The sequence below is a fragment of the Ensifer sp. B1-9 genome (assembly GCF_050474445.1).
Taxonomy (GTDB): Bacteria; Pseudomonadota; Alphaproteobacteria; order Rhizobiales; family Rhizobiaceae; genus Ensifer.
In genome coordinates this window covers 156,053-179,893 of the sequence record NZ_JBCHVG010000015.1, presented here as the reverse complement: position 1 = coordinate 179,893, position 23,841 = coordinate 156,053, and the positions used below count along the sequence as shown (strand labels likewise).

The following is a 23,841-nucleotide window of genomic DNA, read 5'->3' as shown; positions in this document are numbered from 1 at the left end:
CTCACGCCAGGATGAAGCCAATGATCACGTCCTGGTCGGCGAGCGGCGCCAGCGCCGCGTTGAGCTTGCCGCGCGTCACCTGCCCCTGCACGCCGATGGTAAAGCCGGCCGGTTGCGGCTCCCCGGGGGCTGTCTTCAAGCGACGGACGAGATCGGCGAACTGAACGTCGAAAGAGAGCCTCAGGCCGCGCGCCGGTTGCGGTTGCTGCGAGCGCAGGACGCGGGACTGGATGAAGGAGAGAAATGCGGGATTATAGGCAATGATATGCTTGTTCCCGGTGAGCGCGAAGGCTGGCGACGGGCTGGCCCGGACCTGTCCCGCCACGACCGCGAGATTGCTGCGATCCTTGGCCGTCCTCAGTTCTTCACGCAGGTGGCGGGTCGCGACATAACGCAGTCGGGCCGTCAGGTTCCCCTCGCCTTCGAGTTCTCTTTCACAGGCCGCAACAATATCGGCAAGCCGACGCCCCTGCCGTGCTGCAAGCTCGCCAAGGCACTGCCAATAGATTTCCTCGAGCTTGATCCCGCGGCGCTGACCGCCGACGGTGACGACGCGAAACCGCAGCGCGCTCAGGTCCTCATCGGACAGTGGAGGCTGCGTTTCGTCCATTCATTAACGCTCCCGCAGGGCTTCCTCACGCGCCTTGTTGATCGGTTTCATCAGATAGGCAAGGATGGTCTTCTTGCCGGTCATGATATCGACCGATGCGATCATGCCGGGCATGATCGCATATTCGCGCCCGTCCTTCACGAGCGCGGCCGTGTCGGTTTTGACGCGCACGAGATAATAGGTCTCGCCATTGTTCTGGTCGACGAGGCTGTCGGCGCTGACGGTTTCCACGATCCCGCCGAGGCCGCCATAGATCGAGAAGTCATAGGCCGAAATCTTGATTAGTGCAGGTTGGCCTGCGCGCACGAAGGCCACGTCGCGCGGTGAAAGCCTTGCCTCGACGAGCAGTGTCTCCGACGTCGGCACGACGCCGCCGATCACCGCGCCCGGCGTCACATAGGCACCGACCGTGTTGACATCCAGCGTGTTGATGATGCCATCAACAGGCGAACGAATGTCGGTATTGGCGACCCGGCTGCTCGCCCCGCGGATCGTCTCCTCGATCACCGAAAGCTGCGAGAGCGCCTCCGTCTTTTCCGCCAGGGCTTCCTGCTTGAGTTGCAGCGAGAGCTCAGTCACTTGGAGGCTCGCCTCCTTGAGCGCCGCCTCCAGCTTGCCGACCGACTCCTTCCAGAGGGCAAGCTGCCCGCGGGTGTCGGTCAGTTCCTTTTCGACCCGCAACAGTTCCGTCTGAGCGACGAGCTTGCGCTTGGCCATCGGCTCGAGCAGCGCCTGCTCCCGCTCGGTGACCTGCAGGCTCTCGGTGAGCCGGGTGATGTTGGCTTCTGCTTCGGCCAGTTCCTTCTGGCGCTGGCCTTCCCGGGCCTGCATGACCGACAGCTTGTTGTTGAAGTTGCCAGCTTTCGCCTGAAGTAGCTGTTCTTCGTTGGCGCAGATCGCCGGTGCGACCTTGGCGATGTCCTCAGGGCAATTGTATTTTGCGTCGTAAGCCCCGGTCTCCTCGAGCTCCAGGCGCGCGACTTGCGCCCGCAGTGACCGTGCCTTGGCCTCGAGCTCGCCTAGCGAGGAGCCACTGGCCGTATCGTCGAGCCGCAGGATCAGATCGCCGCGGCGAACGACCTGGCCGGGCTGCACGGCGATCTCGCGCACAATTCCAGGCTCACTCGACTGGATGATCTGCGTCTTCGAAACGGGAATGACCTTGCCTTCGCCGCGAGCAATTTCGTCAACCTCGGCTATCGCCGCCCAGGCGACAAAACAGCTGATCAGCAGGCCGATGACAAGCAGGCCCGCACGTGCGGCAAGCGGCGGTTTCTCAGTCATGCTGCCGCCCTCCCGCCACTTGCGGACCGATATTCTTTGACCGTCATGCCGAGAGCATCGATCATAGCCCGGCCCCCTCCACCGGTCCGGCAGGACCGGACCGCCTCTGCAGCTGTTCGATAACTGCAGCCTTGGGACCATCGGCAACCAGTCGCCCGCGGTCGAGGACAAGCAGGCGATCGACGAGGCTCAGCATGCTGTGGCGGTGCGTGGATATCAAAAGGGTGACATCGCTGCTGAAAACGTTGGAAAGTTTGTTGATCAACTCGCGCTCGCTTGCGAGGTCCATTGCCCCGGATGGCTCGTCAAGGAACACAACCTTCGGCTTGCGCAACAACAGCCGGGCGATGGCGACCGCCTGGCGCTGCCCGCCGGAAAGTTGCGAACCGCGCTCGCCCACCGGCATGTCATAGCCGCGCGGATGATGGGAGACGAAATCGTCGACGCCAGCGAGCCGTGCTGCCGCGACCACCTCTTCATCGCTGGCGGTCGGATTCGCCATCAGCAGGTTTTCCTTGATGGTACCGGAAAACAGGTCGGAATTCTGCGACACGAAGGAAACCGCCGAGCGGACCACAGAGGGATGCAACTGTCGGATATCGACACCATCGAGCAGGATCCGGCCGGCGCTGGGCGCGTAGAGACCGGCGAGAAGCCGGCCGATCGTGGTCTTGCCCGAACCGATGCGGCCGATGATGCCAACGCGTTCGCCCGCCCTTATCGTGACGTTCATACCGCTGACCACTTTGTAGTCGGTTCCCGGATAAGCGAAGTCGAGATTGGTAAAAGTAATGCTGCCGTTGCGGATCTCGCGATTGACGAAGCCAATCGTGTCGGGCCGGTCCTCCGGCTGTTCCATCACTGCATTCAGGATGCGCAGCGACAAAATCGCCTGACGCAACCGGGCCAGCGTCATCGCGATCTGTCCGAGCGGCGCGACGGCGCGGCCCGCCAGCATACTGGCCGCAATGATCGCACCGGAGGAGATCTTGCCCTCGGTAAACTGGTAGGCGCCGGCAACGACAATGCAGACGGTCACCAATTGCTGCACGAACTGTGTGGCGTGCGAGGCCCAGGAGGAGATTTCCTTGATCTGCTCGGCCGTGTTCGAAGAATGCTTGGCCAGTTCGTTCCAGCGGCGCAAAAGCTGCTTTTCCGAATGCAGAGTCTTCACCGTCTCGATGGCGCTGATGGTCTCGACCAGCAGCGCCTGACGCTGGGCAGATTCGTTCGACGCCGCAGCGACACGGTTGCCGATCTTATACTGCGCGACATAGCCGATCACGAGGCTCAAGAGAAAAGCGATTGCCGGCACAAGTGCAATCAAGCCCGCGACCGCATAGACGGCCGCGATGAAAACGAAGACGAAAAGGCTGTCGATCAGGGTGCTCAGTGTATTCGACGTGAAGAATTCGCGAACGAATTCATACTGCATCGCCCTGTTGGCATATTCGCCGGTAGAAGGCGGCCGCGAGGCCATCGTTGCATGCAGGATCTTCTCGAACAGCATGTAGGAGAGCTTCAGATCGGCCTTCCGCCCGGCAAAGTCGATCAGTGCCGCACGAACCGTCTTCAGCAGGAAGTCGAACAGGATGGCCGTGCTGATGCCAAGCGCCAGCACCCAAAGTGTCGCGATCGCCTTGTTCGGGAGGATCCGATCGTAAACGTTCATCGTGAAGAGCGGCGCGGCAAGCGCCAGCACGTTGATGAAAAAGGCCGCGATCGCCACTTGCACATAGGCCTGCCAGAAAGGCTTGACAGTGGCTGTCAGCCAATGCCGGCGGTCAATGTTGCGGGCCTCGCCAACGCCACGGCCCGTCGCCGCATTGAGATAAGTGGCCGAGAAGGATACCGCATAGGCGAGACTCCCGAGCTGGAGCTCGGAGAGCTTCATCGCCGCTTCGCCCGGAGCGGCGGCTCTGTTCGAAAGGCTCAAGGTACCGTCAGGTGCCTCTTCCAAAAGCGCCATGGCACTGCCGTCGCGAAAAACGAGCAGCAGAGGATATACGAAATCACGATTGCCGATCGCGCGCCCGGACACGGGTTCCGTTTCCAGGCCGACGCGCTCTGCAATACGCGAGACGTCCTCGGCGCTCGGCAAGCGTGCGTCGAAGGGAACATCCGAATAAAGCACGCTGTCCGACGAGGGACGGTTCAAGAAGATACAGATCTCCTTGAACGCCTCGGAAAACCCAGTCACAGACGGGCCAATCTGCACATGCCTGTCAATGCTTTGCACTACCACCGATTGTGTCCGCCCTGACGAGGACTATCATTTCTGCCGGATCGGCGCCAACAAATCGAGCGGCAAGTCGTTCGTCTGGCGCGACGGAACACGGCGATAGGTCTCCGTAGCCGGCGTCTCCGGGACATTGAACTCGTTGCGAGCATAGGCTTCGGCCTGGGCCGGGGCCTTGATCTGCATCGTCGACAAGAGCTGGCCGGTAGCCGCAAGCAGGCGGTACTCGGCAAACAGGGCGGCGTACTGCGCGGTCTTTGCGAGCACGCTGACGTTGAAACGCGAGTTCTGGGCGCCAAGCACGTCGAGCAACGAGCGCTGTCCGACCTTGAGCTGTTCGCGATAGGATTCGACGAGCTGTACGTTCATCTGAGCCTGCGCATTCAGAGTACGGGCGATTTCATACTGGCTGGTGCGGCGTTCCCAGGAGATGCGAACGGCCTCCTCGACCTCGCGATGTGCCTGGTGGAAGACCAGCCGCTGTTCGCTGGCGCGGCGCATCTGCTCCTGCTCGTTGGCGATATCGATACCGCCGCGATAGAGGTTCCACTTCGCCACGATGCGTGCCTGGGCATCCCAGGTATTGCCGGTCGAGCCGTCGATATCGTTGCCCGTGCGTACGCGCCCCTCGGCGAAAACTTCCGGAAGCATGTTCGAGCGCGCGGCTTTGACCTGCGAATCCGCAGCGCTAATGTCGGAATCGGCGGCCTTGATGCGCGGATTGTTGCCACGGGCAATACCGATTGCCGTCTCCAGCGTCTTCGGGAGGACGCCGGCAACCGACTTCGGCATGGACGGCTTCGTGAGCGGTTGGCCGACCAGGCGATTGAAGCTGATCTTTACGGTTTCGAGCGCTTCTTCAGCTTCCTGCAGGCGAGCCTTCGCCGACAATAGCCGTTCACTTGCCTGCTGGCGATCGGCGTCGGTCAAGGCCCCGCCTGAAATCAGCGAGCTGATATCCGACAGGATCGACTGGTGGACGCTGACGTTCTTGCGCGCTTCGGCAACGATCTGCTGCTGGAGGATGTATTCGAAATACTCGCGGACGATCTGGAGACCGATCGTCTCGGAGCGTTCGAGGACGCGGAAGGATGCGCTGTCAACGCGCGCCGCCTGACGCTCCAGCTCGGCGCGACGGCCACCGCCATCAAAGAGCTTCTGCGTGATGGTAACCCCGACGTCGGACGGATAGAGCGGATCGTTCTCGATGGAGCCCAGTCGACGGCTCTCATCCTCGAGATGGCGCACGCCGGTTGAAGCTTCGACATCGACGCTCGGCAGATAGAGACCGCGTGCCTGCCGCAGCTCGAACTCGATTGCCTCGCGGTTTTCGACCGACTGCCCGATTTCCGGGTTCGATTCCATCGCGATCTGGAGCGCTTCCTTCAACGTCATCGCTTCGGCCGTGCCACCCGCAAAGACGGTGGAGGTGAGCAGAATGGAAAAAAGCCCGCTCTTAAAAGTTTTCCCGACGTTCAATATTATCCCCCTCGCAATCAGTACGTCATGCTGGCTAATCCGAGCGTGCGTTACAACTGCCGAAATTTATCGATAGATAATACAGAGGTAATATAACGCGGCCACCAATTTTGGGGTGGTTCCCGAGCGTCGCAAGCTTTCGCACGGCTATGTTGCAAAAATGGAACATCCGCGCGGCAGCAAGAGAAACCGTTAACCTATTGAAATAAAATAAATCATGCGCAGACGGACAAGGTCGTGAGGCGCCTCGTTCAACTGCAACGCCGCCGACAGCTCAACGTCAGCGCGAATTCACTCCTGCAACCTCATCCACTGCGAGCGAAGAGCAGATCTCTTCCCGCGCACACGCGATGGAATCAAGTATATCAGGCCGAAGGCAGCCGGACGAAATCGACGCTTTGGGTTCCTTCGCCGGCAACCATCACCGTCTCGGATGCTGCGGCACGGCGCAACCGTTCGAGATCGACGCTACCGTCGAACAAAGCGCCGCCGACGCTCAGCGCCAGATCGACCTTGCTGCCGTCGGCTGAGAAGTGCGCCGAAGCCAACGCCTTTGTCAGGCGCATGGAAACTTGTTCGGCGTCTGATTCGGTCGCGCCGATCAGGAGCACGTCAAAGCTTGCCGGGCCGGTTCGAGCGACGATGTCATCGCGCCGCACCGAGGTGCTGATGGTGGAGGCGACGAATTGGAGCAGTTCCTCGCTCCAGGCCGGACCGAAAGCGGCACCGACGTCATCGAGGTTGTTGATTCTGAGGTGGATGAGCGCGCCGTGAAGCTCTTCGCCGGCGCGTTGCCGGCGGCGCTCGAGACCGTTGACCTGCTGCACCAGCCCGCGGCCGGTTACGCAGCCGGTCGTGGCATCGTGGGCGACGACGTGGTTGATCTGGTTGCGAAGGCGCTGGGCCCGGCGAAACTGCGTCGCTGCGAGCACGATCAGCGGCACACCCATCAGCAGCGAGATCAACGCGGCTCCGACCATGGCGGCGGCATAGGGCCGATCGACGAGAGCGACCAGGCTCAGATAGACCAAAACCTGCGCGAATACGGCGAAGCCAACAATGCCGCCGATGACATATCGCGCGATTCGCCAGTCCCTTTGCCCGTTGAACTGTACTTCTCTTCGCATGCGCCGCTCCCGATTCACCAATGTCGATCGGTCTAGCGCGAGTCTATGGATATTCCATTTCCATAGTACCTACAACTTTATGCAGTGCGCAGGCTTTCCAAGAAAAATGCTCCAAAACGGGATATCCGGCTCGCCGACAGCAATTGCCGGCGCCTCCCGCGGTGCATGAACAGGCCCTGAAACGCTCCTGGCCAAACGAGACCGATTCGACACAGGCTGCCAGCCTATCGACCGGGATCGCGCACGGCAACGCTGTCGGAAGCGGTCGCAGGCGCCCATCGATTCGCATCATTCTCGGCATGCAGTCGCGGTTGGCGACCTTTGCGCGTCTGACACGCGGCGCGGCGCTATAGACGAGGTCCATGCGTGCGTTCGGTTGCAGCAGGGTTGGAACTCTCCCCGTCTTTCAGCGTTCCTATTTTCGCCGGGCGCCTTCGCCCGGTTGTGAAGCGCCACGAAAGGATCGGACGATGTACGACAGGGAGCGTTGGCCAGAACAAAGGGCATCAACCGGGCTGCCGGTCGGCATCATGCTTCTTTCAGCATTAGCCATAACCGCCTATCTCGCCGTCGGGGGCGCCTTCTCGGACGGTAGCGATCAGGTTGTCGTGTACATCCCACAGGCGATTGGAAAGTAATCCTCGCGGCCCGGCAACGCACGGTAGCTTTGTCCGCGAGCAGTGCGTTGCGGCGTGAAGACGGGGCGGCTCCTCCTCCGTCCCGTAGTTCACGACAGGCTCGAAATATTCCTACAAGCAATGCCATGAGTGACCGGCAATGAATCCGGCGAGCACTACGGGGGATACCGCCCATCCGGTGGCCACTCACGCGCTATCAACGTGACAGCGGCAGCCGTCGAAGGCAATGAATCAAAAGGGTGGCGAACTACTCAATTTGGGCTAGGCGGAAAGCAAGGGGAACAGCCCTGGTGGCTGGGCGACTGCGCAGCCACGGACACTCGGCGCTCGAAAGGATGGTTCGATGAGAAGGCATCCAATGGCAGGCAGGGGTTTTCAAATTCATTCTCAGCGTGCAGCTCCCGTTAAATCGGCTATAAGCGGCACGCTCGAACCAATCAGGAGGAATTATGGAAACCGTCGAGATCAATGGCCGCAGTGACTTTGCGCTCTGGGCAATCCAGCGTGCCCAGGAAATCGTCACGGTCGAGGGCGCGGCCTTTGCGATGGCGGCTCGCGATATGAACGAGGAGATGCTCGCCGAAACGGCGGCTGCGCTCGGCCAAGCCATCAGCGATGCCATGCTTGAGATTTTTGACGGTCTTACCGCGGAGTGATCTGATCTTCGGGTCGCGCCCCAAACCTCAATAGACGCAGGGCACCAACATCCAGAGTGGCCTGGTGAGTTGCGATCGATCATGCTTGCGCGGGGTGCGGGCCTTCGCGTGCGGCCAGTCCTCTTTACGGTATCCGTAGGCTTGTCCCACGGTGCGGGAGGTCGAGGCGGGCTGCTACGCGTTGTGACGAGACATTATCGAGGGTTGTACCGTAAAAGAGCGTGCGCGAGCGAAGCGCAGGAATTCGCGACCAGCCCGCAGTCACCGCCGCAGCGAGGCCCTGCCCTCTGAAAGTTTCCACGGTTACGACGCCCAATTCGGCACCGTCGTCGGCGAGCCGCGCAGCGAAGGCGATGGATGCGACTTCGCCGTCGATGACCGCGACACACCAGGGCGCCCATAGGTCGGCCAGAGTCTGGAAGCCAAGCTCAACCAGGCCAGCGGGCATGCCTGCTCCCGCCCAGGACCGCACCAGAGCGTGACCGTCGCTGGTGTCGCTGGTTATGAGACGAACCCCGCTCGGATAGGGATGTGCGTGTGGAAGTTCGTAGATTAGGCCAAGATGGTAGGCAGCGGCGCCATCGCCACCGAGCAATGACAGGTAGCGGTCAAGATGCTGCGGTGTCGCGGGGTGTACGAGTGGCGGTTCCGCGAAAGCGAGATCTTCAAGCCTTGCCGCCAAGTCATCCGGCAGATCGGCACGAAGTCCAAAGACATTGCCCTCCGGGCAGCCTGCGAGCCAGAACCGGGGTCCTTCGCTTTCGTCCGGGTCGTTCTCGCGTGCTATTCTCCCGTCGGGACGCAGTCGGAACAAGGTGCGGTAATCGGTTCTGAGGAAGTGGCTATCAGTGATCATTCGGCGCGGGCTCTAAAGTTTTGGCGCATGATTAGCTGTTCGCAACGCGCACAAGGGCGGGTTATGTCGACGGGCGCGGCTGATTTTTCTCGGTGGCCGTGGAAGCCCGTCAATGTATCCACTTTTGGGACGATTCATTTCCGCCGTACGTCGAGGCCCAGCGCCTCGGCGATGGTGATGGTCTGGTCGATCGTGATGATCGCGTCCTTGAGTCGGGCGTTTTCCGGTTCGATTGCACTGAGGTCGCTGCCCCTGAGGTCACAGGCAGTGAAGTCTACGCCGTGCAGCCAGGCGCCGGAGAGGTCGACGTCCCTTAGCGAACCACCCTTGCAGGAGGCGCCGGTAAGGTCTGCTTCCCGCAAGCGGGTTTCCTTGAAAGATGCGTGGCCGAGAGCGGCGCCGGGCAAGCCGACGAAGGACCAATCGCCGCCTGCGACCTGCATCTGGTCGAAGTCGCAGGCGTCGAACATGCTGCCGACGAACTTGCACTCGGTGAAACGGCTGTCGAAGAATTTGCAGGACACGAAGGTGCAATTCACGAAAGCACCCGCCTGATGCGACGAGGCATTGAACCGCGCGCGCCGAAAGGTGCATTCGTGGAAGACGACGCCAACGGTCTGGGCCTCGGTCAGATCGAGATCGACGAACAAGGTGTTCTGATGACGCTCGCGATCGATCTGCCGGCCATACCAGTCGGCGCCGGCAATCTTGATATCTGTCTTCGGTGGCGCCTCGCCATATCGTCGTTCAGCCATCATCATCCATCCGCTGCGCCCGGCTTGTGCAGCGAACGCCTGCTGCTTCGTCGCCTGCGCCGACGCTTAGGGAATCCGAGAACGATCTCGCTTCACGCAAGCGCCAATAATCTATTCGCTTATAGGGTGGTTTGGCGAAAGGGCCGGAGATCGCCCCCCCGTCGCGGGTCAGTCGTCAATCCGGAACCCGACCTTCATGACCACCTGGTAGTGCGCCACTTCGCCATCCTTGATGTGGCCCCGGATCTGTTCGACCTCGAACCATTCGAGATTTCTCATGGTTTTCGAAGCCCGCGCGATCGCCGTTTCGATCGCCTCGGTGACGGAAGACTTCGAACTGCCGACAAGTTCTACTTTCTTGTAGACATGGTCACTCATGACACCCTCCCGGTTGCCTCTGGAAGCTACCACCAAGCCTACAACCAAATCACGAAAACATCACCTCCGCCGCGAGAATTGAGTTCCTTTCAGCATCGGACCCGCCGGCTTGCGTTGGGCGGTTGTCAATCGCCGATCAGCGGTGATGCATTCTGCCCTCCCTATAACTTTTGCTGATCTGTTTATCGCTTGACGTTCACGGATTGTGAGAATGATATCGCCATATCATTTTCATATTCGGAATTACTCCGGATGTTTCTATTTGCGACGACGTCAGATCAGGAGACACAGATGGATACAAGCTCAAGGGACGAGCGCACGATCGCAGCGGTCAATGGCATCGCAACCGACAGTGCGTTCGGCGCCGTGACGCCGCCGATCTACCTGTCGAGCAACTACGCATTTCCGGCATTGGAGAAACCGGGGGCATTCGAGTATTCCCGCACGTCCAATCCGACGCGGAGCCTGTTGTCGGAAACGCTCGCCTTGCTTGAGGGCGGAGCCGGCGCGGTGGTGACGTCGTCGGGAATGGCGGCCGTCAACCTGCTTCTCGACCAGTTGAACCCGGGACAAAGGATCGTTGCTCCCCATGATTGCTACGGCGGCGTCTACCGCCTGCTGGTCTCGAGGCAGGCCAAGGGTCATTTCGATGTGCAGTTTGTCGATCAGTCTGATTTTGCATCCGTGGCGGCAGCCTGCTCACCAGCGGCTGCGCTGGTGCTGATAGAGACGCCGAGCAATCCGCTGATGCGGGTAACCGACATCAGGGCGATTGCCGACATCGCCCACGCCGCGGGTGCCAAGGTTGCGGTCGACAACACGTTTCTGTCACCGGCCCTCCAGCGCCCGATAGCGCATCGTGCCGACTTCGTCGTCCATTCCACCACCAAATATCTGAACGGCCACTCCGATGTGGTCGGTGGCGTCGTCGTTGCAGCCAAGGCGGTCGACGTCGAACCGTTGCGAGACTGGGCAAATCTGACAGGGGTGACCGGTTCGCCCTTCGATTCCTATCTCACGCTGCGGGGCATTCGCAGCTTGTTCGCGCGCATCGAACGGCAACAGATCACCGCAATGGCGCTCGCAGAGTTTCTGGAAGGACAGCCGCAGGTCCGCGCAGTTCACTACCCGGGTCTTTGCTCCCATTCGGGGCACGGGTTGGCTCGCAAGCAACAATTGGGCTTCGGCGCCATGCTGAGCTTCGAACTCCAGGGTGGCCTGGAGGCGGTGCGGCGCTTCGTGTCCAACATCAAGCTCATCACCCTGGCGGAGTCGCTCGGCGGGGTTGAGAGCCTTATCGCCCACCCTGCGACGATGACGCACGCATCGATGGGCGCCGACGCACGTCGGGCTGCGGGCATCGGCGAAGGATTGCTTCGCATGTCCGTGGGCCTCGAAGGCGAGCGTGACCTGAAAGCCGATCTTGCCCAGGCTTTCGCCAGCACGTGATTTTGCACAAGGAACGGGCATTTGCCTGGCGCCCGCTGGTTTCTCCCTCCGATCGGGCGCGCAAACGCAGAAAATACGGCACCGTTTCAGATGGCCCAACTCTTGCTTCACACCAACTGAAACATCCAGCCAAGGGATTGTCGGATGATGTGGAGTGGGTTGTTGCTGTCGTTGCTGCTGAGTGTTTCGATGGCTTTCAGTCTGACGGAACTCAGTTTCGTGCGGAATGACAGTGGCCCGCAGGCGCGCGGCGATGCGGTGCGGGCGACGCTTGCAATGTCAGCCGGTTTGACCGCCTTGGGGCTGGCCTTCAGTCATCAGGGGCCGTCATTGGGTGTGATGGCGGTCGTTACTGGCATAGGGCTTTCGTGGCTCGCGGCACGGTTCGCCTCACGGACAGTTGCTCTCGCCATAGCCGTCCTTTCGCTCGGCTTCTATCTGCAGTTGGCGAACTCGCATCATTAAACCCCTTAGCCAAGGGGTGGTGAGGGTGCTCGCTCTTCGGTCACGATGGCATCCATCGCGATGTCGTGCCATTGCGGTCTAATGCTCTCCATCCTTTGCTGCTCGAACCCAACGCCGATCACGAACGGCTTCGGTCGCAGGACGGCGAGCGTGCGGTCGTAATAGCCGCCGCCGTAGCCCAAGCGATAGCCGCTCTCATCGAAACCGACGACCGGTGCGATAACGATGGTCGGTTGAACCTCCCTCCCCTTTGCCGGAATTGGGATCCCCCAAACGCCTCGCTCGAGGTCCTTCCCAGCGCGCCAGGATCGAAAGCCGAGAGGTTTCGCCCTGGCGAGTACCACCGGAAGCGCACAGTCTGCCCCTCGGGCAATGAGCGTGCGCATCCAACCGCGTAGATCCGGCTCGCCGCGGAACGGCCAATACAATGAAACCGTTTCGCCACGAACGTCGGACAGAAGCTTGTCGAGCGCGGTGACAATGGCATCTGTCTTTGCCGACCGTTCTCTCGCGGGAATGCCCTGCCGTGCGGGTATCAGCCTTTTTCGCTCCTGCTCGCGCCATTCGGCAGTCGTGATGGTCCCCGGAAGATCGAGGCCCATATAGGCTGGATCTACCTCATGCATCAGGCATGGCGGCGACGAAAAGCGCGGCGGAATATCGTCCTCTTCAGGCATGCTCATAGTCGATTGCCTTTCTCCGTTTCCGGAAATGTTTCGAACGCAGTTTCACGAGATCACCTTGATTATCGTTTCCCGTTCGAGAACAATAAAGCAGCTTCATTCCCTTCGCAGATAAAAATGGACTTCACGACTCTCGAGATTTTCCTTCTGGTGGCCGAACGCACCAGCGTAACCCGCGCCGCCACGGAGATCGGCCGCGCGCCATCCAACGTGACCAATCGTATTCGGGCACTCGAGGAGGAGCTGGGCGTCAGCCTGTTCAATCGCGACGGCAAGAAGATGACGCTGACGCGCGAGGGCCGACTTTTTCGTTCCTATGCCGCCCGATTGGTCGCGCTTGGTGACGAAGCGCGCAACGCGCTCAAACCGTCGTTGATGCCAGACGTCTTGCGGCTGGGCAGCATGGAGAGTACCGCCGCCAGCCGCTTGCCGCCGGTTCTGCAGTCGATTACCCGGGCGCACCCGAATTTGGCGCTGAGGCTCACGATGGGCTCGACGGAGGAACTGACCCGCGCCGTGCTTGCCGAAGAAATCGACTGCGCCCTGATCGCGCGTTTGCCAGGCGATATCGCCATCTCGCGACCTGATCTGCTGGATGAACTCGACGGCGATCCGATCTATCGCGAAGACGTATTGATCGTCTTGCCCGCATCCCATCCGCCAATCAAGACCGCCCTCGACGTGCGCGTCACCTGGTTGGCTGCGTTGGAACCGGGATGCACGTACCGCCGTGTTGCGGAACAGTGGGCGCGTCCGTCCGCGACGATCGCGACCAAGGAGGTTTCCTCCTACCACGCGATGTTGGCGAGCGTTGCGGCGGGTGACGCGATCGGTGTAGTACCACGCTCCGTATTCGAGCTCATGGACTGGCCCGGCGACGCTCAAACCCATTCTTTGCGAGAAATTCAGACACTGCTCGTCTATCGCAAGGGGGCCTGCTCCCCCGCGATTGAAATCCTGCGTCGCGAATTGCTCGACGACGTTGGCGTCCACTGAAAAATAGAACCTACGCACGGCCAATCACAGGTGACTGCATGACCAATTCGCCCAACCCCGCATCCCAGCAACCGCCGGGCCGCCGCTTCTTTGCGCCGATCCTGGCGGGTGCGACGTTGAGGGAGCGCCTGATTGCGTGTCTCGGAGCGCTGGTTGGTATCCTTCTGACAGGCATGATCAGCGGCAGCATCTTCGGCGGCGGTACCAGCCTCCCGTTGATCGTTGCGCCCATGGGCGCATCCGCGGTTCTGCTGTTTGCGGTTCCCGCGAGCCCGCTTGCCCAGCCGTGGTCGATTGTCGGTGGCAACACGATCTCTGCCTTCGTCGGTGTCCTGTCGGCGATGTTCGTGCCGGATCCGCTGATCGCAACCGGTATCGCCGTGGCGGTCGCGATTGCGGTAATGTCCTTCACCCGCTGCCTTCATCCGCCCGGCGGCGCTGCCGCATTGACAGCAGTGCTTGGCGGGCCTGTCGTGGCGAACTGGGGCCTCCTGTTTCCGTTGGTGCCCGTCGCGCTCAATTCGTGTCTCCTGGTCGCCCTTGGGATCCTGTTTCACAAGCTGGCGAGGCGTAACTACCCGCATGTCGTCGCTCCTCCGGCAAACACGCACGCGACCATTGACCCGCCGGCCAGTCGCCGGGTCGGTTTTACCGGTGCAGACGTCGATGCAGCGCTGGAAGCGCTGGATGAAACATTTGACATCAGCCGAGAGGATCTTGATCGGTTGCTGCGCCAGGTGGAATTGCAGGCGGCAATTCGGGCAACACCGCACATTCTGTGCCGGGATATCATGTCGCGCGACGTCATCTGCGTCCATCAGGACGACAGCAGCGGGGCCGCGCGCTCGTTGCTTCTCAAACACAATATCCGGACCATCCCGGTGAAGGATGGGAATGAGAGGCTTGTCGGCACGGTCGGTCTAAGGGAGTTGACTGAGCCCGGCGCCACCGTCGGCAGCAACGTCGCGACGCCGGTCGTCGCGCGCCAAGACGACCGGGCGATGAGCTTGCTCCCGGCGCTGACCAGCGGAGCAATTCACGCGGTCATCATAGTCGATGAGGGCCATCATGTGTTGGGACTGATTTCGCAAACGGATCTGCTGGCGGCCGCAGCGCGGACGTTATTCGATCATAACTCAGGCCGCGAACAGGCTGCTTAACCTTTACCGTTGGATGCCCACCGGATCGATCTAGCATGGGCGTCCCGAGATTGCCGAGATCAGCAAGGGTTCAGTGCAGCGAAGCCTGGCGTGTTGGTTGCCTCACATGATGTATCAACGGCGTTTCCCTCGATATCAGGCGCGCAACCAGGCGCCCCGACGCCGTGATCACATCGATGACGGCGTCGTGATACTCGTCGTCCTTGGTCAGTTCATCGACAAGTCTTTGACCATAGGCAACTGCGGGTCCGTCTGACGGGTATTTCCGGCCAACTTCATCGCGGCTGACGACGCCTGCTGCATAGATATTGAAGAGATAGCGGCGCATGATATTCCACTCCGTACGGGATGCCACGCCGGCGCTGGCCATACCAAAGGAACCGAAGGCGCTATAAGCGGCATTGCAGGGTTTGAAATGACCCAGCAACTTATCGCGACCTCGTCCTTTTGTCGCGTGACCCGAGCGTGACATTTACTCTGCGTTAAGCATCACCAGCTTTCGCCGCATCGGCGCGATCTCGATCTGCTCCTACCGTCAGCGCAGAGACCCACACCCGATCCTGACTGTTTGCGCAGGCACAAAGACGAAGATCCCTCCCCCGCCTAATCAAGGCGATCTCTGCGCCGCACGGCGACCCGGCAGTCGCCGATGGCCAGAGGGGCCGATACATGTTGCCTGCAGTCCCAGACGGTTTCGATGCATCCGGTTCGACCAAGCGTCGCTCGGAATTCGTCTGCAAACGTCCAACAAGGAACAGATGATGACCGTTCTCAACCTCGAAAGCACAGTCGCAACGATCGCCGCCGAATTGCCGGGGGCCGCGGAACTGTTCCGCCGTTACGGCATCAGCTTCTGTTGCGGCGGCAAGATGTTGCTCTCGGAAGCCGCACTCAAGGCCGGTCTTACCCCTTCGGCGCTGCTTTCAGAGCTGGAAATGCTTGAGCGGGCGGCAAGTCGAGATGCACCGGAGGAGACCGCCGACCTTATCGCTCATCTCCTCCACAGATACCACCAGACGCACCGTGCGGAGTTTGCATGGTTGATCCCGCTCGCCCAGAAAGTGGAACGGGTGCACGGCGGCCATCCGTCGGCGCCGGTCGGGCTTTCCCAGGCCCTGGAAGCGCTCCGGGACGAACTCGAAAGCCACATGATGAAGGAAGAACTCGTCCTCTTCCCTATGATGCAGCGCGGCGATAGCACGACGATTTCCTATCCGATCGCACAGATGCGCCGCGAGCATGATGACGAAGTGGAGCATCTGCGAATGATCGAGCATGTCACCCACGGTCTTTCGCTGCCGGAAGGCGCCTGCGGTTCCTGGACGGCGCTCTATACCGGATTGCGCAAGCTCACCAAGAACCTGGTCACGCACATGCATCTCGAAAATGCCGTGCTGTTTCCGCGCTTCGAGGCCGGCCTCCAGACGGTTTGATGATCACGCGCGCCAAGGGCGTGGACAGTGATGTGGCAGGCTCCGCACCGGCCCCTGTTCTTTCTGGCAGGCCTGTGGGCGCTTGTCGCACCTGCGGTCTGGCTTCTGCCGGAAGGTGTTCAGTTGGACAAAGTGGCCTGGCATCGCCAAGAGCTTCTCTTCGGCATGGCCGGGGCGGCGGCAGGTGGCTACTTGTTGACCGCCCTGCCCGCCTGGACGAAGAAGGGCCCGGTCTCCCCCGGTGTCACCATATTCGCGACCGTTCTGTGGTGCGTGGCCCGCCTGTCTACGGCCTTGTCTCAGCACCTGCCGGCCGCCGCCGGCGTGTTCGGAGCATCCGCCTACTTTGTGTTTGTCGCGGCCGTTCTCGCTCACGCGATTGCGTCGAGCAGAGCGGGGCTACGCATCTGGGCACCGTTCGCCATGGTGCTGATTGGCCTGCTCAAGCTGCTGTGGCTTGACGGAGAGGCGAACGATCTCGTCGCAGACTCAGTGCCGCGGGTTTTCCTCGTTTTGATCATCCTGATCGGCGGCCGCGCCGTGCCCGCTTTCACGCATTCCTGGATCGCTCGATCCAATGTCGGACGTTGCATTCGCAACCGGCCCAAACTTTCCTATCTGGCGATCGGCGGCGTAATTTCCGCGGCCTGGTTCAGTGCTGCCAAACAAACGCAGGCAGAGGGCATTGCCCTCGTGCTGTCCGGTTTAGCGCTGGTGTTACAGATGAGCGGCTGGCAATGCCTCAAAACCCGTCGCTACCCGGCGCTGTTCATCCTGAACCTGGCGTTTGCCTGGACGCCGGCGGCTCTCCTGCTCATCGGGTTCGCAAACATGTTTCCGGACCAGCTCCCACCTGCGGCCGCGCTGCATTCGGCGACGATGGGGGCAATGGGAACAATGATGGCGGCCGTCATGATGCGCGCCGCTATGGCGCGGGACGGAGGTATGCTCTTGCTCAGCCGTATGATGGCGTGCGCCTTCGCCCTTATTTGCGTCGCGACGATGGCACGCGTTTTGGCCGGCTGGATCGGTGGCGCCTATTTCGATCCCATCGTCACCGCGGCGGCATGCTGGATGCTGGCATGGGGGCTGTTCCTCATCGCCTATGTGCCGGCGCTAAGTGGTCCTGTTCCCAGACCAGTCCTAAGCGCTGACGGCGCGCGACTGCCGTTAACCTAGCCGAACGATAGGCGCCTTTCGCGGGTACGCCATGGGATCGCGTAATTGGGCGCGGAAGATGATCTCAGCCGTCGCAATCGCGGGCCTGCCGGCCCATTTCACAACGCGTCGTGAACATTGTCAGGCCACAAGGCCGCGCTAAATTCTGAAAATTCTTTTAGCGGTAACCGATGCCACGTCCTCCCGAAACCTCCCCCCAGAATATCAATAGCTCAAGTGCGGGGATCGCCCCCCCGGAGGGGCCGCAATCGACCGTTGAGCATAGCGAACCGCAGATCTCGGCTTCAGTCCCATCAGAAGGGGTCAGCCAATCCACTGAAACGCCACCGCCCCGCAGATTATTCAGCCAAAGCAGTCAGGCGGTCCAACATCTTCTCCATGCGCTCGGCCATGATTTGCAGGCGACTTTGACCTTGGCCCGTGCAAATGCCAAACATGCGGCTAACCGCTTGAGAAAGAAATTCCGGCCTTCGAATGGAGACGAAGCCGCATCAACGATCGACGTGTCCCCTGGGTGGTTCTTTGCTGCCCTGGCCAAGGTCGGGAGCCGCGTTCGCGCTCTGCGTGAAAGGCGTTCCGAAGTTCGCGGCGGCACCTCCGCCAGGTCGAGCCGGTGGAAAGTCGCCATGGGCGTGGGCCTCCTTGCCGGTCTTCTTCTTCCGGCAAGCGTGCTCGTGTGGGCGTTGAAGGATGTTCCCTGGAGTGAGATCAGGGACGGCACCCTGAAGCCTATCGTGGTGCTGGAAACGGCGGACGGAGAACCGCTGGTGAGACAGGGCCCTTATCAAGGACCTTATGCGCAATACGGTGAATTCCCGCCACGGTTGATCGATGCGGTCCTGTCTATTGAAGACCGCCGGTTCATGGATCATTTCGGCATCGATCTCAGAGGGATCGGACGGGCGCTCGTGCGGAACTTCGAAGCGGGTTCGGTGGTGGAGGGCGGCAGCACGATCACCCAGCAGCTCATCAAGCTGCAATATCTCGACAGCGACCGAACGATAAAACGAAAGATACAGGAGTTCGTTATTGCTCTCTGGCTGGAGTGGAAGCTCGGCAAACAAGAAATTCTGACACGTTACCTTAACAGCGCCTATCTCGGCGCCGGCGCAACCGGCATGCCTGCGGCCGCGCGGATCTATTTCAACAAGGACATCGGCGCACTCAACTTGCCGGAATCGGCGATGCTGGCGGGGTTGCTGCGGGCGCCGAGCCAATGGAACCCAATCGACAATTTCGAAGGCGCCCGGCAACGCACCTCCGTCGTCCTCGACACGATGGTGGCCAATGGCAAGATCACCGAGCCCGAGGCTGCACAAGCCAAGATGAGCTTCGCGACGATTCACCCGACGACGCCGACGCCACGCTCGGGAAGCTGGTTCGCGGACTGGATTTCGCCGCAGGCGAGCGAAATCGCCGGCGCATCGCCGGGTTCGACCACGGTGCGCACGACACTGTCCCCACAACTGCAACGGATCGCAGAAAAAGTCCTGGCAAAAGCCTTGGACACGGAAGGAAAAGCTGTTGGGGCATCTCAGGCCGCGTTGGTTGCGATGACGCCCGACGGCGCAGTCGTCGCCATGGTTGGCGGCCGCGACTACAGGCAAAGCCAGTTCAACCGCGCGGTGACCGCGATGAGGCAACCGGGCTCCACCTTCAAGCTGTTCGTCTACTATGCAGCGCTGAAGGCGGGGTTCACCCTGTCTGACCAGATCCTGGACGCGCCGATCGACATCAATGGCTGGTCGCCGGACAATTCCAGTGGCCATTATCGCGGCTGGGTGACGCTTGCCGAAGCTTTCGCCCGGTCGCTGAATGCTCCGGCGGTGGCGCTTGCCCAAGAGGTCGGCCTCGATAATGTGATCGCCGCTGCGCGCGAGCTCGGCATCACCACACCGCTCGCCAACACACCGTCCCTGGCACTCGGCACATCGGAGGTCAGCTTGCTTGACCTGACGAGTGCCTATGCGTCCGTCCATCTCGGCAAGGCACCCGTCAAGCCCTGGGGTATCATCGACTTTCAGGCAGCCGGACAGCCGAAGGCGTTTCGGGTTGATCCGCCAGCCGCGCCGGCCACAGATCTTTCGGCCTATCAGCCAGATCTTCTCGGCCTTCTGCAGTTGGTGGTCGAGCGCGGAACCGGACGTGGTGCCGATCCCGGCGCGTTCGCGGCCGGCAAGACCGGCACCAGCCAAAACAATCGCGACGCCTGGTTCGTCGGCTTCACCGAGCCGCTCGTGGCCGGCGTATGGGTTGGCAATGACGACGACACGCCGATGAAGGGGGTTACGGGCGGCGCCTTGCCAGCGCATATTTGGCGAGATTTCATGCGGGAAGCAATGGCAGCGCCGGCGGCAGACGCGCTTGTCGAAGGCCAGGCCGCGCCGCAGTCCTGCAATATCACCGCCTGCTCCCGTAGCTACCGTTCCTTCCGGCCGTCGGACTGCACCTACCAGCCCTATTATGGCGGGCGGCGGCTATGTGAGAAGTGACCCTCCTGTCTGGTGGCGTGAACCAGCAACGGCAAGGACTTCCTCGCTTCCGGATTGGGAATGGTGCCGCCTATCAAATAGTGACAAACGCATCCGTTGAGAGAATGAGTTTTTCACCAAGTGTCGGACTCTCGTCCCATCAGTCGTCTTCAAGACAGACAAGCCAGGGAGGATGACGATGCCGATCACGATTACCGCCTTTGAACGGTCGCCCGACCGCGGCAAGGGTTTGGCGCGTGACATGCGTGTTCGCTGGGCGCTCGAAGAAGTTGGTCAGCCCTACGAGGTTCGCCTGCTTTCTTTCGAGGCGATGAAAGAACCGGCGCATCTTGCGCTTCACCCCTTCGGGCAGATCCCGACCTATGAGGACGGCGAACTCACCCTGTTCGAATCCGGCGCGATCGTATTCCACATTGCAGAGCACCACGAGGGTCTGCTGCCAGACGATGCCAATGCCAGGGCGCGCGCAATCACATGGATGTTTGCCGCACTCAGCACGATGGAACCACCGATCCTCGATCGCGAGGTGACCAGGCTGCTCGAACGCGGCGAGAGCTGGTACAAGCAGCGACTATCGGCCGTCGAGGACCGCATCCGCAAGCGTCTGGGCGAGCTTTCCAACCGGCTCGGTGATGCCGATTGGCTCGACGGGGAATTCAGCGTCGGTGATCTGCAGATGGTTTCGGTGCTGCTCAGATTGAAGGGATCGGCCTTGCTGGACGAATTTCCAAACCTTTCCGCCTATGTGGCGCGCGGCGAAGCGCGGCCCGCATACAAGCGCGCCTTTGCCGCTCAATTGGCGGTCTTCCATGCCACGTAGGCTGGATTGTGACGGTTCGATCATGAAGGTCGGGGACGTGAACGCTGGCGGGGCCAACCGCATCGTCATGCGAGTTGGTTGCCCGTGACCGGCGTCGCTAAGCCAAATGATGGCTTAGAAGACAGTTTTCCCGTGGTCCCGAGACTACCAGGTCCACGTCTGTCGCGAATACCAATCATCAATATCCCGGCGCACGCGATCCTTCTCGATCCCATAGCGCTCCTGGATTTTGCCTTCGAGCTGCTCGCGCACCCCGGCAATCTCATCCAGATCGTCATCCGTGAGACGCCCCCATTGTTCCTTGACTTTGCCCTTTACCTGTTTCCAGTTACCTTCGACGCGATCCCAATCCATTATAGTCCTCCAAAACTCTCTCGGCTGCCCGATGATGTTCGATCCAGGCCAGCATCCAATCGCCCCGGTCGCAATTGGTTCCCAGAGCCATGGGCGACGGGAAAACTCCGACTTAAGTCCGGTGTGCTCCGGCAAAGGTCCTAACGGCATTGTCGAATCTGAACGGCGCCGCCATTACTAGTTGAGCGTTAACCGCACCTTTGACGCTAGTGACCCCAGAGCGCGGCCCGCCAATCATTCCCGCGCTCTGGGGTCCGAATTGCCCCGTACCCTACCGCGAAGACTTGCCAGCCTGACGGGACGCATCTCGATCAGCGGTACCCATGAACTGACGCAGGGTTTCTTTCAGCATGTCCGCAAGAGCGGCGAAGGAAGGCGGAGGCGCGGCGCGGAGAGCCGACCGTTTTGGCTTGAATGGCAACCGTCACCGCATGCATTCACGATCGGCACGGCCCTGCTGTTACGCCATCTTGGCCGGCGCTTGCGGCTCGACGGATTGACAGAGCGCACTCCAACGGCGAGATGATCCAGGCGAGCACCATCGCTCTTTGCTGAAGGCATAACGACAAGACCGCTGAACCGATGAAGCACGGCAATCGTTCGATCTTCGAACGCCCCCTTACTCTGATCGTCCTTTGGTGCCTCCTTCTGCTTCTCGGCGGAGGCATGCTTGCGGGCTGGGAGCGGCAGGTGCTGGTGGCCGAGCTTGAGGAAGAGAGCACGCTCCTCCACAGCCTGGCCTCACAGCGTGTCGATCAGCACGATGCGCACCTGACGGCGCTGTCGGCCGTGGCTGTCGCCTCCGAGGGCCGCAGGCACGACCTGTTTCTGGAAGTCTCCCGCACGATTGCGCGCTTCTATCCGCGGATCGACGAGGTTCAGCTCGTTCCGCTGGATTCCAATGCGGAGACGGTCGGAACCGCCCCACTCGACGTCGGAGCAGCAGAGCTTATCCGTGCGGCAGCAAGAGTATCGGACGGGCGCATCACGCTCCTGCCCCATCCGCAACGCCCCGACCACTACATCATGATCAAGCGCAGCCCGAACACAGACGAGGCGCGCTATGGTTTGATGCTCGGGATAGATGCCGCAAAATTGATCGGCGACGGCGGGCCGTTCTGGTCTCGCACGGGTGTCGCGGTGCGCCTGTCGCTGCCCGACGGACACCGCCTGCTCGAGCCGACCGCCCTGCCGGACGCAATCCGGTTCTCAAAAGCGCTGAGCAGTGCATCGCAGCCGTTGCTTTTGGAAACAGGCATGGAAATAGGGCTTGCGGACATGTTCCCGCCCGTGCAGACCGGCCTGACGCTTGTTGGGGTCAGTCTCGCCTATCTCGCGGGTTTGGCGGCGTTGCGCCAGCGCGCCCGCACGCGCGCCGCCGAACGGTCGGCAACGCTCAGCGCCCTGGAATCGCGGCTGACGCACGCATCACGTGTCAACGCGCTCGGAGAAATGGCGAGCGGCATGGCGCATGAATTGACCCAGCCCCTGACCGCGATCCTGGCGCAGGCGCAGGCCGGGCGCCGGCTGCTTACTCAAGGGCAGGATGCCGCACTTGCTCCGGTGCTGGAGGATACGGTGAGCCAAGCGCGCCGGGCGTCCGCCATACTGGAAAGGTTCCGCAACTGGTCGCAGCCCCATGCAGCGCCGGTCGCTGCTTTCGATCTCCGTCACGCGCTCTTAAATGTTGAAGCGCTACTTCAACCGGATGCGAGATCGCGCGGCATTCAACTTGATTTTCGGGTTCCGGGAACGCCAGTTTCGGTCGTTGCCGACCCTGTCGAGATCGAGCAGGTCACATTCAATCTCGTCCGTAACGCGCTGGAGGCATTGGCCACCCAGGCCGGCGACACAGGGCGTGTCATCGTTACATTGAGCGAGAACGACACCTCGGTGGTCTTCGAGGTCGCCGACAACGGCCCCGGAGTCCCGAGAACACTTCGGCCGCGGCTGTTCACGCCGTTCGTGACGACCCGGGCCGGTGGCACCGGGCTCGGTCTGGCGCTGAGCCAGCGACTGGTGGAGCGGGCCGGTGGCGAGATCGCCCTGGTTGAGAGCGAGCGCGGCGCCATCTTCAGCGTAACGCTGCCCCGGCCCCGCCGAACCGAGGAGCCGATGCGATGACCCTCCCCGTCTATCTCGTTGACGACGACGACGCGGTGCGTCGTGCGCTCAGCCTGTTGCTGTCGACCGTCGGCATCAAGGTCACGGGCTTTTCCGATCCGCAAGCCTTTCTCGCGCAGGTTTCTCGCCTCGACCCCGGTTGCCTGGTGCTCGATATCCGCATGCCCGCCATCTCCGGCCTGAAGCTGCAGGAAAAACTGGCAGACCATGGGATAGACTGGCCGACGATCGTGATCTCCGGGCACGGCGATATCGAAGCCTGCCGACGCGCCTTTCGCAATGGCGCGATCGACTTTCTCTCGAAGCCGGTGGACGAGCAGGACTTGATCGACGCGATCCACAAGGGCCACGAACTGCTGGAGCGCACGATGCGCGCGCATGCCGAGAAGGCGGAAACGCTCGCTTTGCTGGCATCGCTCACCCAACGTGAGCGCGAGGTTCTCGACCGCATCGCTGCGGGGTTTACCACCCGGCAGATCGCCGAAGGTCTCGGTCTTTCGCCGCGCACGGTCGAAAGCCACCGGGCGGCGATCGGTGCCAAGCTCGGCAGCACGTCGCAGGCGGAGATGACCCGCATCTGGCTGGATGGAACGAAAACTCCGTAGAACTACGGATAGGCGTGCAAGGCCTACGAATATTCGCGATATCCGAGGCGGGATAACCT

Annotated in this window: 23 protein-coding genes; 12 read left to right on the top strand and 11 right to left on the bottom strand. The window is 61.2% G+C overall.

All coding sequences use genetic code 11. The annotated features are described in order from the left end of the window. Position 1 precedes the first annotated feature (1 nt). The 5 genes from ACQ5BM_RS26835 to ACQ5BM_RS26815 form a co-directional block, all read right to left on the bottom strand. Positions 2-610, bottom strand: a complete 609-nt coding sequence (locus tag ACQ5BM_RS26835; protein WP_429817906.1) for a ribbon-helix-helix domain-containing protein — start codon at positions 608-610, stop codon at positions 2-4. Positions 611-613: 3 nt separating this feature from the next. Continuing rightward, entirely contained in the window at positions 614-1,894 is a 1,281-nt protein-coding gene (locus ACQ5BM_RS26830) for an HlyD family type I secretion periplasmic adaptor subunit (RefSeq protein ID WP_429817904.1), read from the bottom strand. Positions 1,895-1,955: 61 nt separating this feature from the next. Then, complete coding sequence (locus tag ACQ5BM_RS26825) at positions 1,956-4,133, bottom strand: type I secretion system permease/ATPase (protein WP_429817982.1); 2,178 nt, start codon at positions 4,131-4,133, stop codon at positions 1,956-1,958. Between the two features lie 33 nt (positions 4,134-4,166). After that, entirely contained in the window at positions 4,167-5,528 is a 1,362-nt protein-coding gene (locus ACQ5BM_RS26820; RefSeq protein WP_429817980.1) for a TolC family outer membrane protein, read from the bottom strand. A 449-nt stretch (positions 5,529-5,977) separates the two neighbouring features. Then, complete coding sequence (locus tag ACQ5BM_RS26815) at positions 5,978-6,739, bottom strand: GGDEF domain-containing protein (RefSeq protein ID WP_429817902.1); 762 nt, start codon at positions 6,737-6,739, stop codon at positions 5,978-5,980. A gap of 470 nt (positions 6,740-7,209) precedes the next feature. On the opposite strand from ACQ5BM_RS26815, the gene ACQ5BM_RS26810 reads away from it, so the two are divergent. Together ACQ5BM_RS26810 and ACQ5BM_RS26805 are read left to right on the top strand one after the other, a co-directional pair. Next, positions 7,210-7,377: a hypothetical protein gene (locus ACQ5BM_RS26810; protein WP_429817900.1), complete on the top strand. Its 168-nt coding sequence runs from the start codon at positions 7,210-7,212 to the stop codon at positions 7,375-7,377. A gap of 449 nt (positions 7,378-7,826) precedes the next feature. Then, positions 7,827-8,033 (top strand): hypothetical protein, encoded by a 207-nt coding sequence (locus ACQ5BM_RS26805; RefSeq protein ID WP_429817898.1) that lies wholly within the window; start codon positions 7,827-7,829, stop codon positions 8,031-8,033. A 124-nt stretch (positions 8,034-8,157) separates the two neighbouring features. Here the strand turns inward: ACQ5BM_RS26805 and ACQ5BM_RS26800 are convergent, their stop codons facing one another. From ACQ5BM_RS26800 to ACQ5BM_RS26790, 3 genes are all read right to left on the bottom strand, one after another. Further along, complete coding sequence (locus ACQ5BM_RS26800; RefSeq protein WP_429817896.1) at positions 8,158-8,889, bottom strand: GNAT family N-acetyltransferase; 732 nt, start codon at positions 8,887-8,889, stop codon at positions 8,158-8,160. A 134-nt stretch (positions 8,890-9,023) separates the two neighbouring features. Beyond that, on the bottom strand, positions 9,024-9,644 hold the full coding sequence (locus ACQ5BM_RS26795) for a pentapeptide repeat-containing protein (RefSeq protein ID WP_429817894.1): 621 nt from the start codon (positions 9,642-9,644) through the stop codon (positions 9,024-9,026). Between the two features lie 168 nt (positions 9,645-9,812). Beyond that, entirely contained in the window at positions 9,813-10,022 is a 210-nt protein-coding gene (locus ACQ5BM_RS26790) for a dodecin (protein WP_429817892.1), read from the bottom strand. 291 nt (positions 10,023-10,313) lie between these two features. Between ACQ5BM_RS26790 and metB the strand changes: the two genes are divergently transcribed. Together metB and ACQ5BM_RS26780 are read left to right on the top strand one after the other, a co-directional pair. Then, positions 10,314-11,471 (top strand): cystathionine gamma-synthase, encoded by a 1,158-nt coding sequence (gene metB, locus ACQ5BM_RS26785; protein WP_429817890.1) that lies wholly within the window; start codon positions 10,314-10,316, stop codon positions 11,469-11,471. A gap of 162 nt (positions 11,472-11,633) precedes the next feature. Continuing rightward, a complete protein-coding gene (locus ACQ5BM_RS26780; protein ID WP_429817888.1) occupies positions 11,634-11,936 on the top strand; it encodes a hypothetical protein in 303 nt (100 codons plus the stop codon). Positions 11,937-11,941: 5 nt separating this feature from the next. Here the strand turns inward: ACQ5BM_RS26780 and ACQ5BM_RS26775 are convergent, their stop codons facing one another. Beyond that, on the bottom strand, positions 11,942-12,619 hold the full coding sequence (locus tag ACQ5BM_RS26775; protein WP_429817886.1) for a 5-formyltetrahydrofolate cyclo-ligase: 678 nt from the start codon (positions 12,617-12,619) through the stop codon (positions 11,942-11,944). A gap of 117 nt (positions 12,620-12,736) precedes the next feature. Here ACQ5BM_RS26775 and ACQ5BM_RS26770 point away from each other — a divergent pair, with 117 nt between their 5' ends. Together ACQ5BM_RS26770 and ACQ5BM_RS26765 are read left to right on the top strand one after the other, a co-directional pair. Beyond that, a complete protein-coding gene (locus ACQ5BM_RS26770; protein WP_429817884.1) occupies positions 12,737-13,615 on the top strand; it encodes a LysR family transcriptional regulator in 879 nt (292 codons plus the stop codon). A 38-nt stretch (positions 13,616-13,653) separates the two neighbouring features. Then, entirely contained in the window at positions 13,654-14,775 is a 1,122-nt protein-coding gene (locus tag ACQ5BM_RS26765; protein WP_429817882.1) for an HPP family protein, read from the top strand. Positions 14,776-14,845: 70 nt separating this feature from the next. Here the strand turns inward: ACQ5BM_RS26765 and ACQ5BM_RS26760 are convergent, their stop codons facing one another. Continuing rightward, positions 14,846-15,103: a DUF6894 family protein gene (locus tag ACQ5BM_RS26760; protein ID WP_334198469.1), complete on the bottom strand. Its 258-nt coding sequence runs from the start codon at positions 15,101-15,103 to the stop codon at positions 14,846-14,848. A gap of 433 nt (positions 15,104-15,536) precedes the next feature. On the opposite strand from ACQ5BM_RS26760, the gene ric reads away from it, so the two are divergent. The 4 genes from ric to ACQ5BM_RS26740 all read left to right on the top strand — a co-directional run bounded on the left by ric (position 15,537) and on the right by ACQ5BM_RS26740 (position 20,699). Then, positions 15,537-16,208 carry an iron-sulfur cluster repair di-iron protein gene (gene ric / locus ACQ5BM_RS26755; RefSeq protein WP_429817879.1) on the top strand — a complete coding sequence of 224 codons (672 nt, stop codon included), beginning with the start codon at positions 15,537-15,539 and terminating at the stop codon, positions 16,206-16,208. A 30-nt stretch (positions 16,209-16,238) separates the two neighbouring features. Next, a complete protein-coding gene (locus ACQ5BM_RS26750; protein ID WP_429817877.1) occupies positions 16,239-17,387 on the top strand; it encodes an NnrS family protein in 1,149 nt (382 codons plus the stop codon). Positions 17,388-17,557: 170 nt separating this feature from the next. Beyond that, positions 17,558-19,879, top strand: coding sequence for a PBP1A family penicillin-binding protein (locus ACQ5BM_RS26745; RefSeq protein ID WP_429817875.1), 2,322 nt, complete (start codon positions 17,558-17,560; stop codon positions 19,877-19,879). Between the two features lie 178 nt (positions 19,880-20,057). Then, positions 20,058-20,699 (top strand): glutathione S-transferase family protein, encoded by a 642-nt coding sequence (locus tag ACQ5BM_RS26740; protein ID WP_429817873.1) that lies wholly within the window; start codon positions 20,058-20,060, stop codon positions 20,697-20,699. A gap of 144 nt (positions 20,700-20,843) precedes the next feature. Here ACQ5BM_RS26740 and ACQ5BM_RS26735 read toward each other — a convergent pair whose 3' ends face one another. After that, positions 20,844-21,053 (bottom strand): CsbD family protein, encoded by a 210-nt coding sequence (locus ACQ5BM_RS26735; RefSeq protein WP_429817871.1) that lies wholly within the window; start codon positions 21,051-21,053, stop codon positions 20,844-20,846. A gap of 690 nt (positions 21,054-21,743) precedes the next feature. Here ACQ5BM_RS26735 and ACQ5BM_RS26730 point away from each other — a divergent pair. Together ACQ5BM_RS26730 and ACQ5BM_RS26725 are read left to right on the top strand one after the other, a co-directional pair. After that, positions 21,744-23,177 carry a sensor histidine kinase gene (locus ACQ5BM_RS26730; RefSeq protein WP_429817869.1) on the top strand — a complete coding sequence of 478 codons (1,434 nt, stop codon included), beginning with the start codon at positions 21,744-21,746 and terminating at the stop codon, positions 23,175-23,177. Next, entirely contained in the window at positions 23,174-23,782 is a 609-nt protein-coding gene (locus ACQ5BM_RS26725) for a response regulator transcription factor (protein ID WP_429817867.1), read from the top strand. Before ACQ5BM_RS26730 ends, ACQ5BM_RS26725 begins: the two co-directional genes overlap by 4 nt. Positions 23,783-23,841 lie beyond the last annotated feature (59 nt).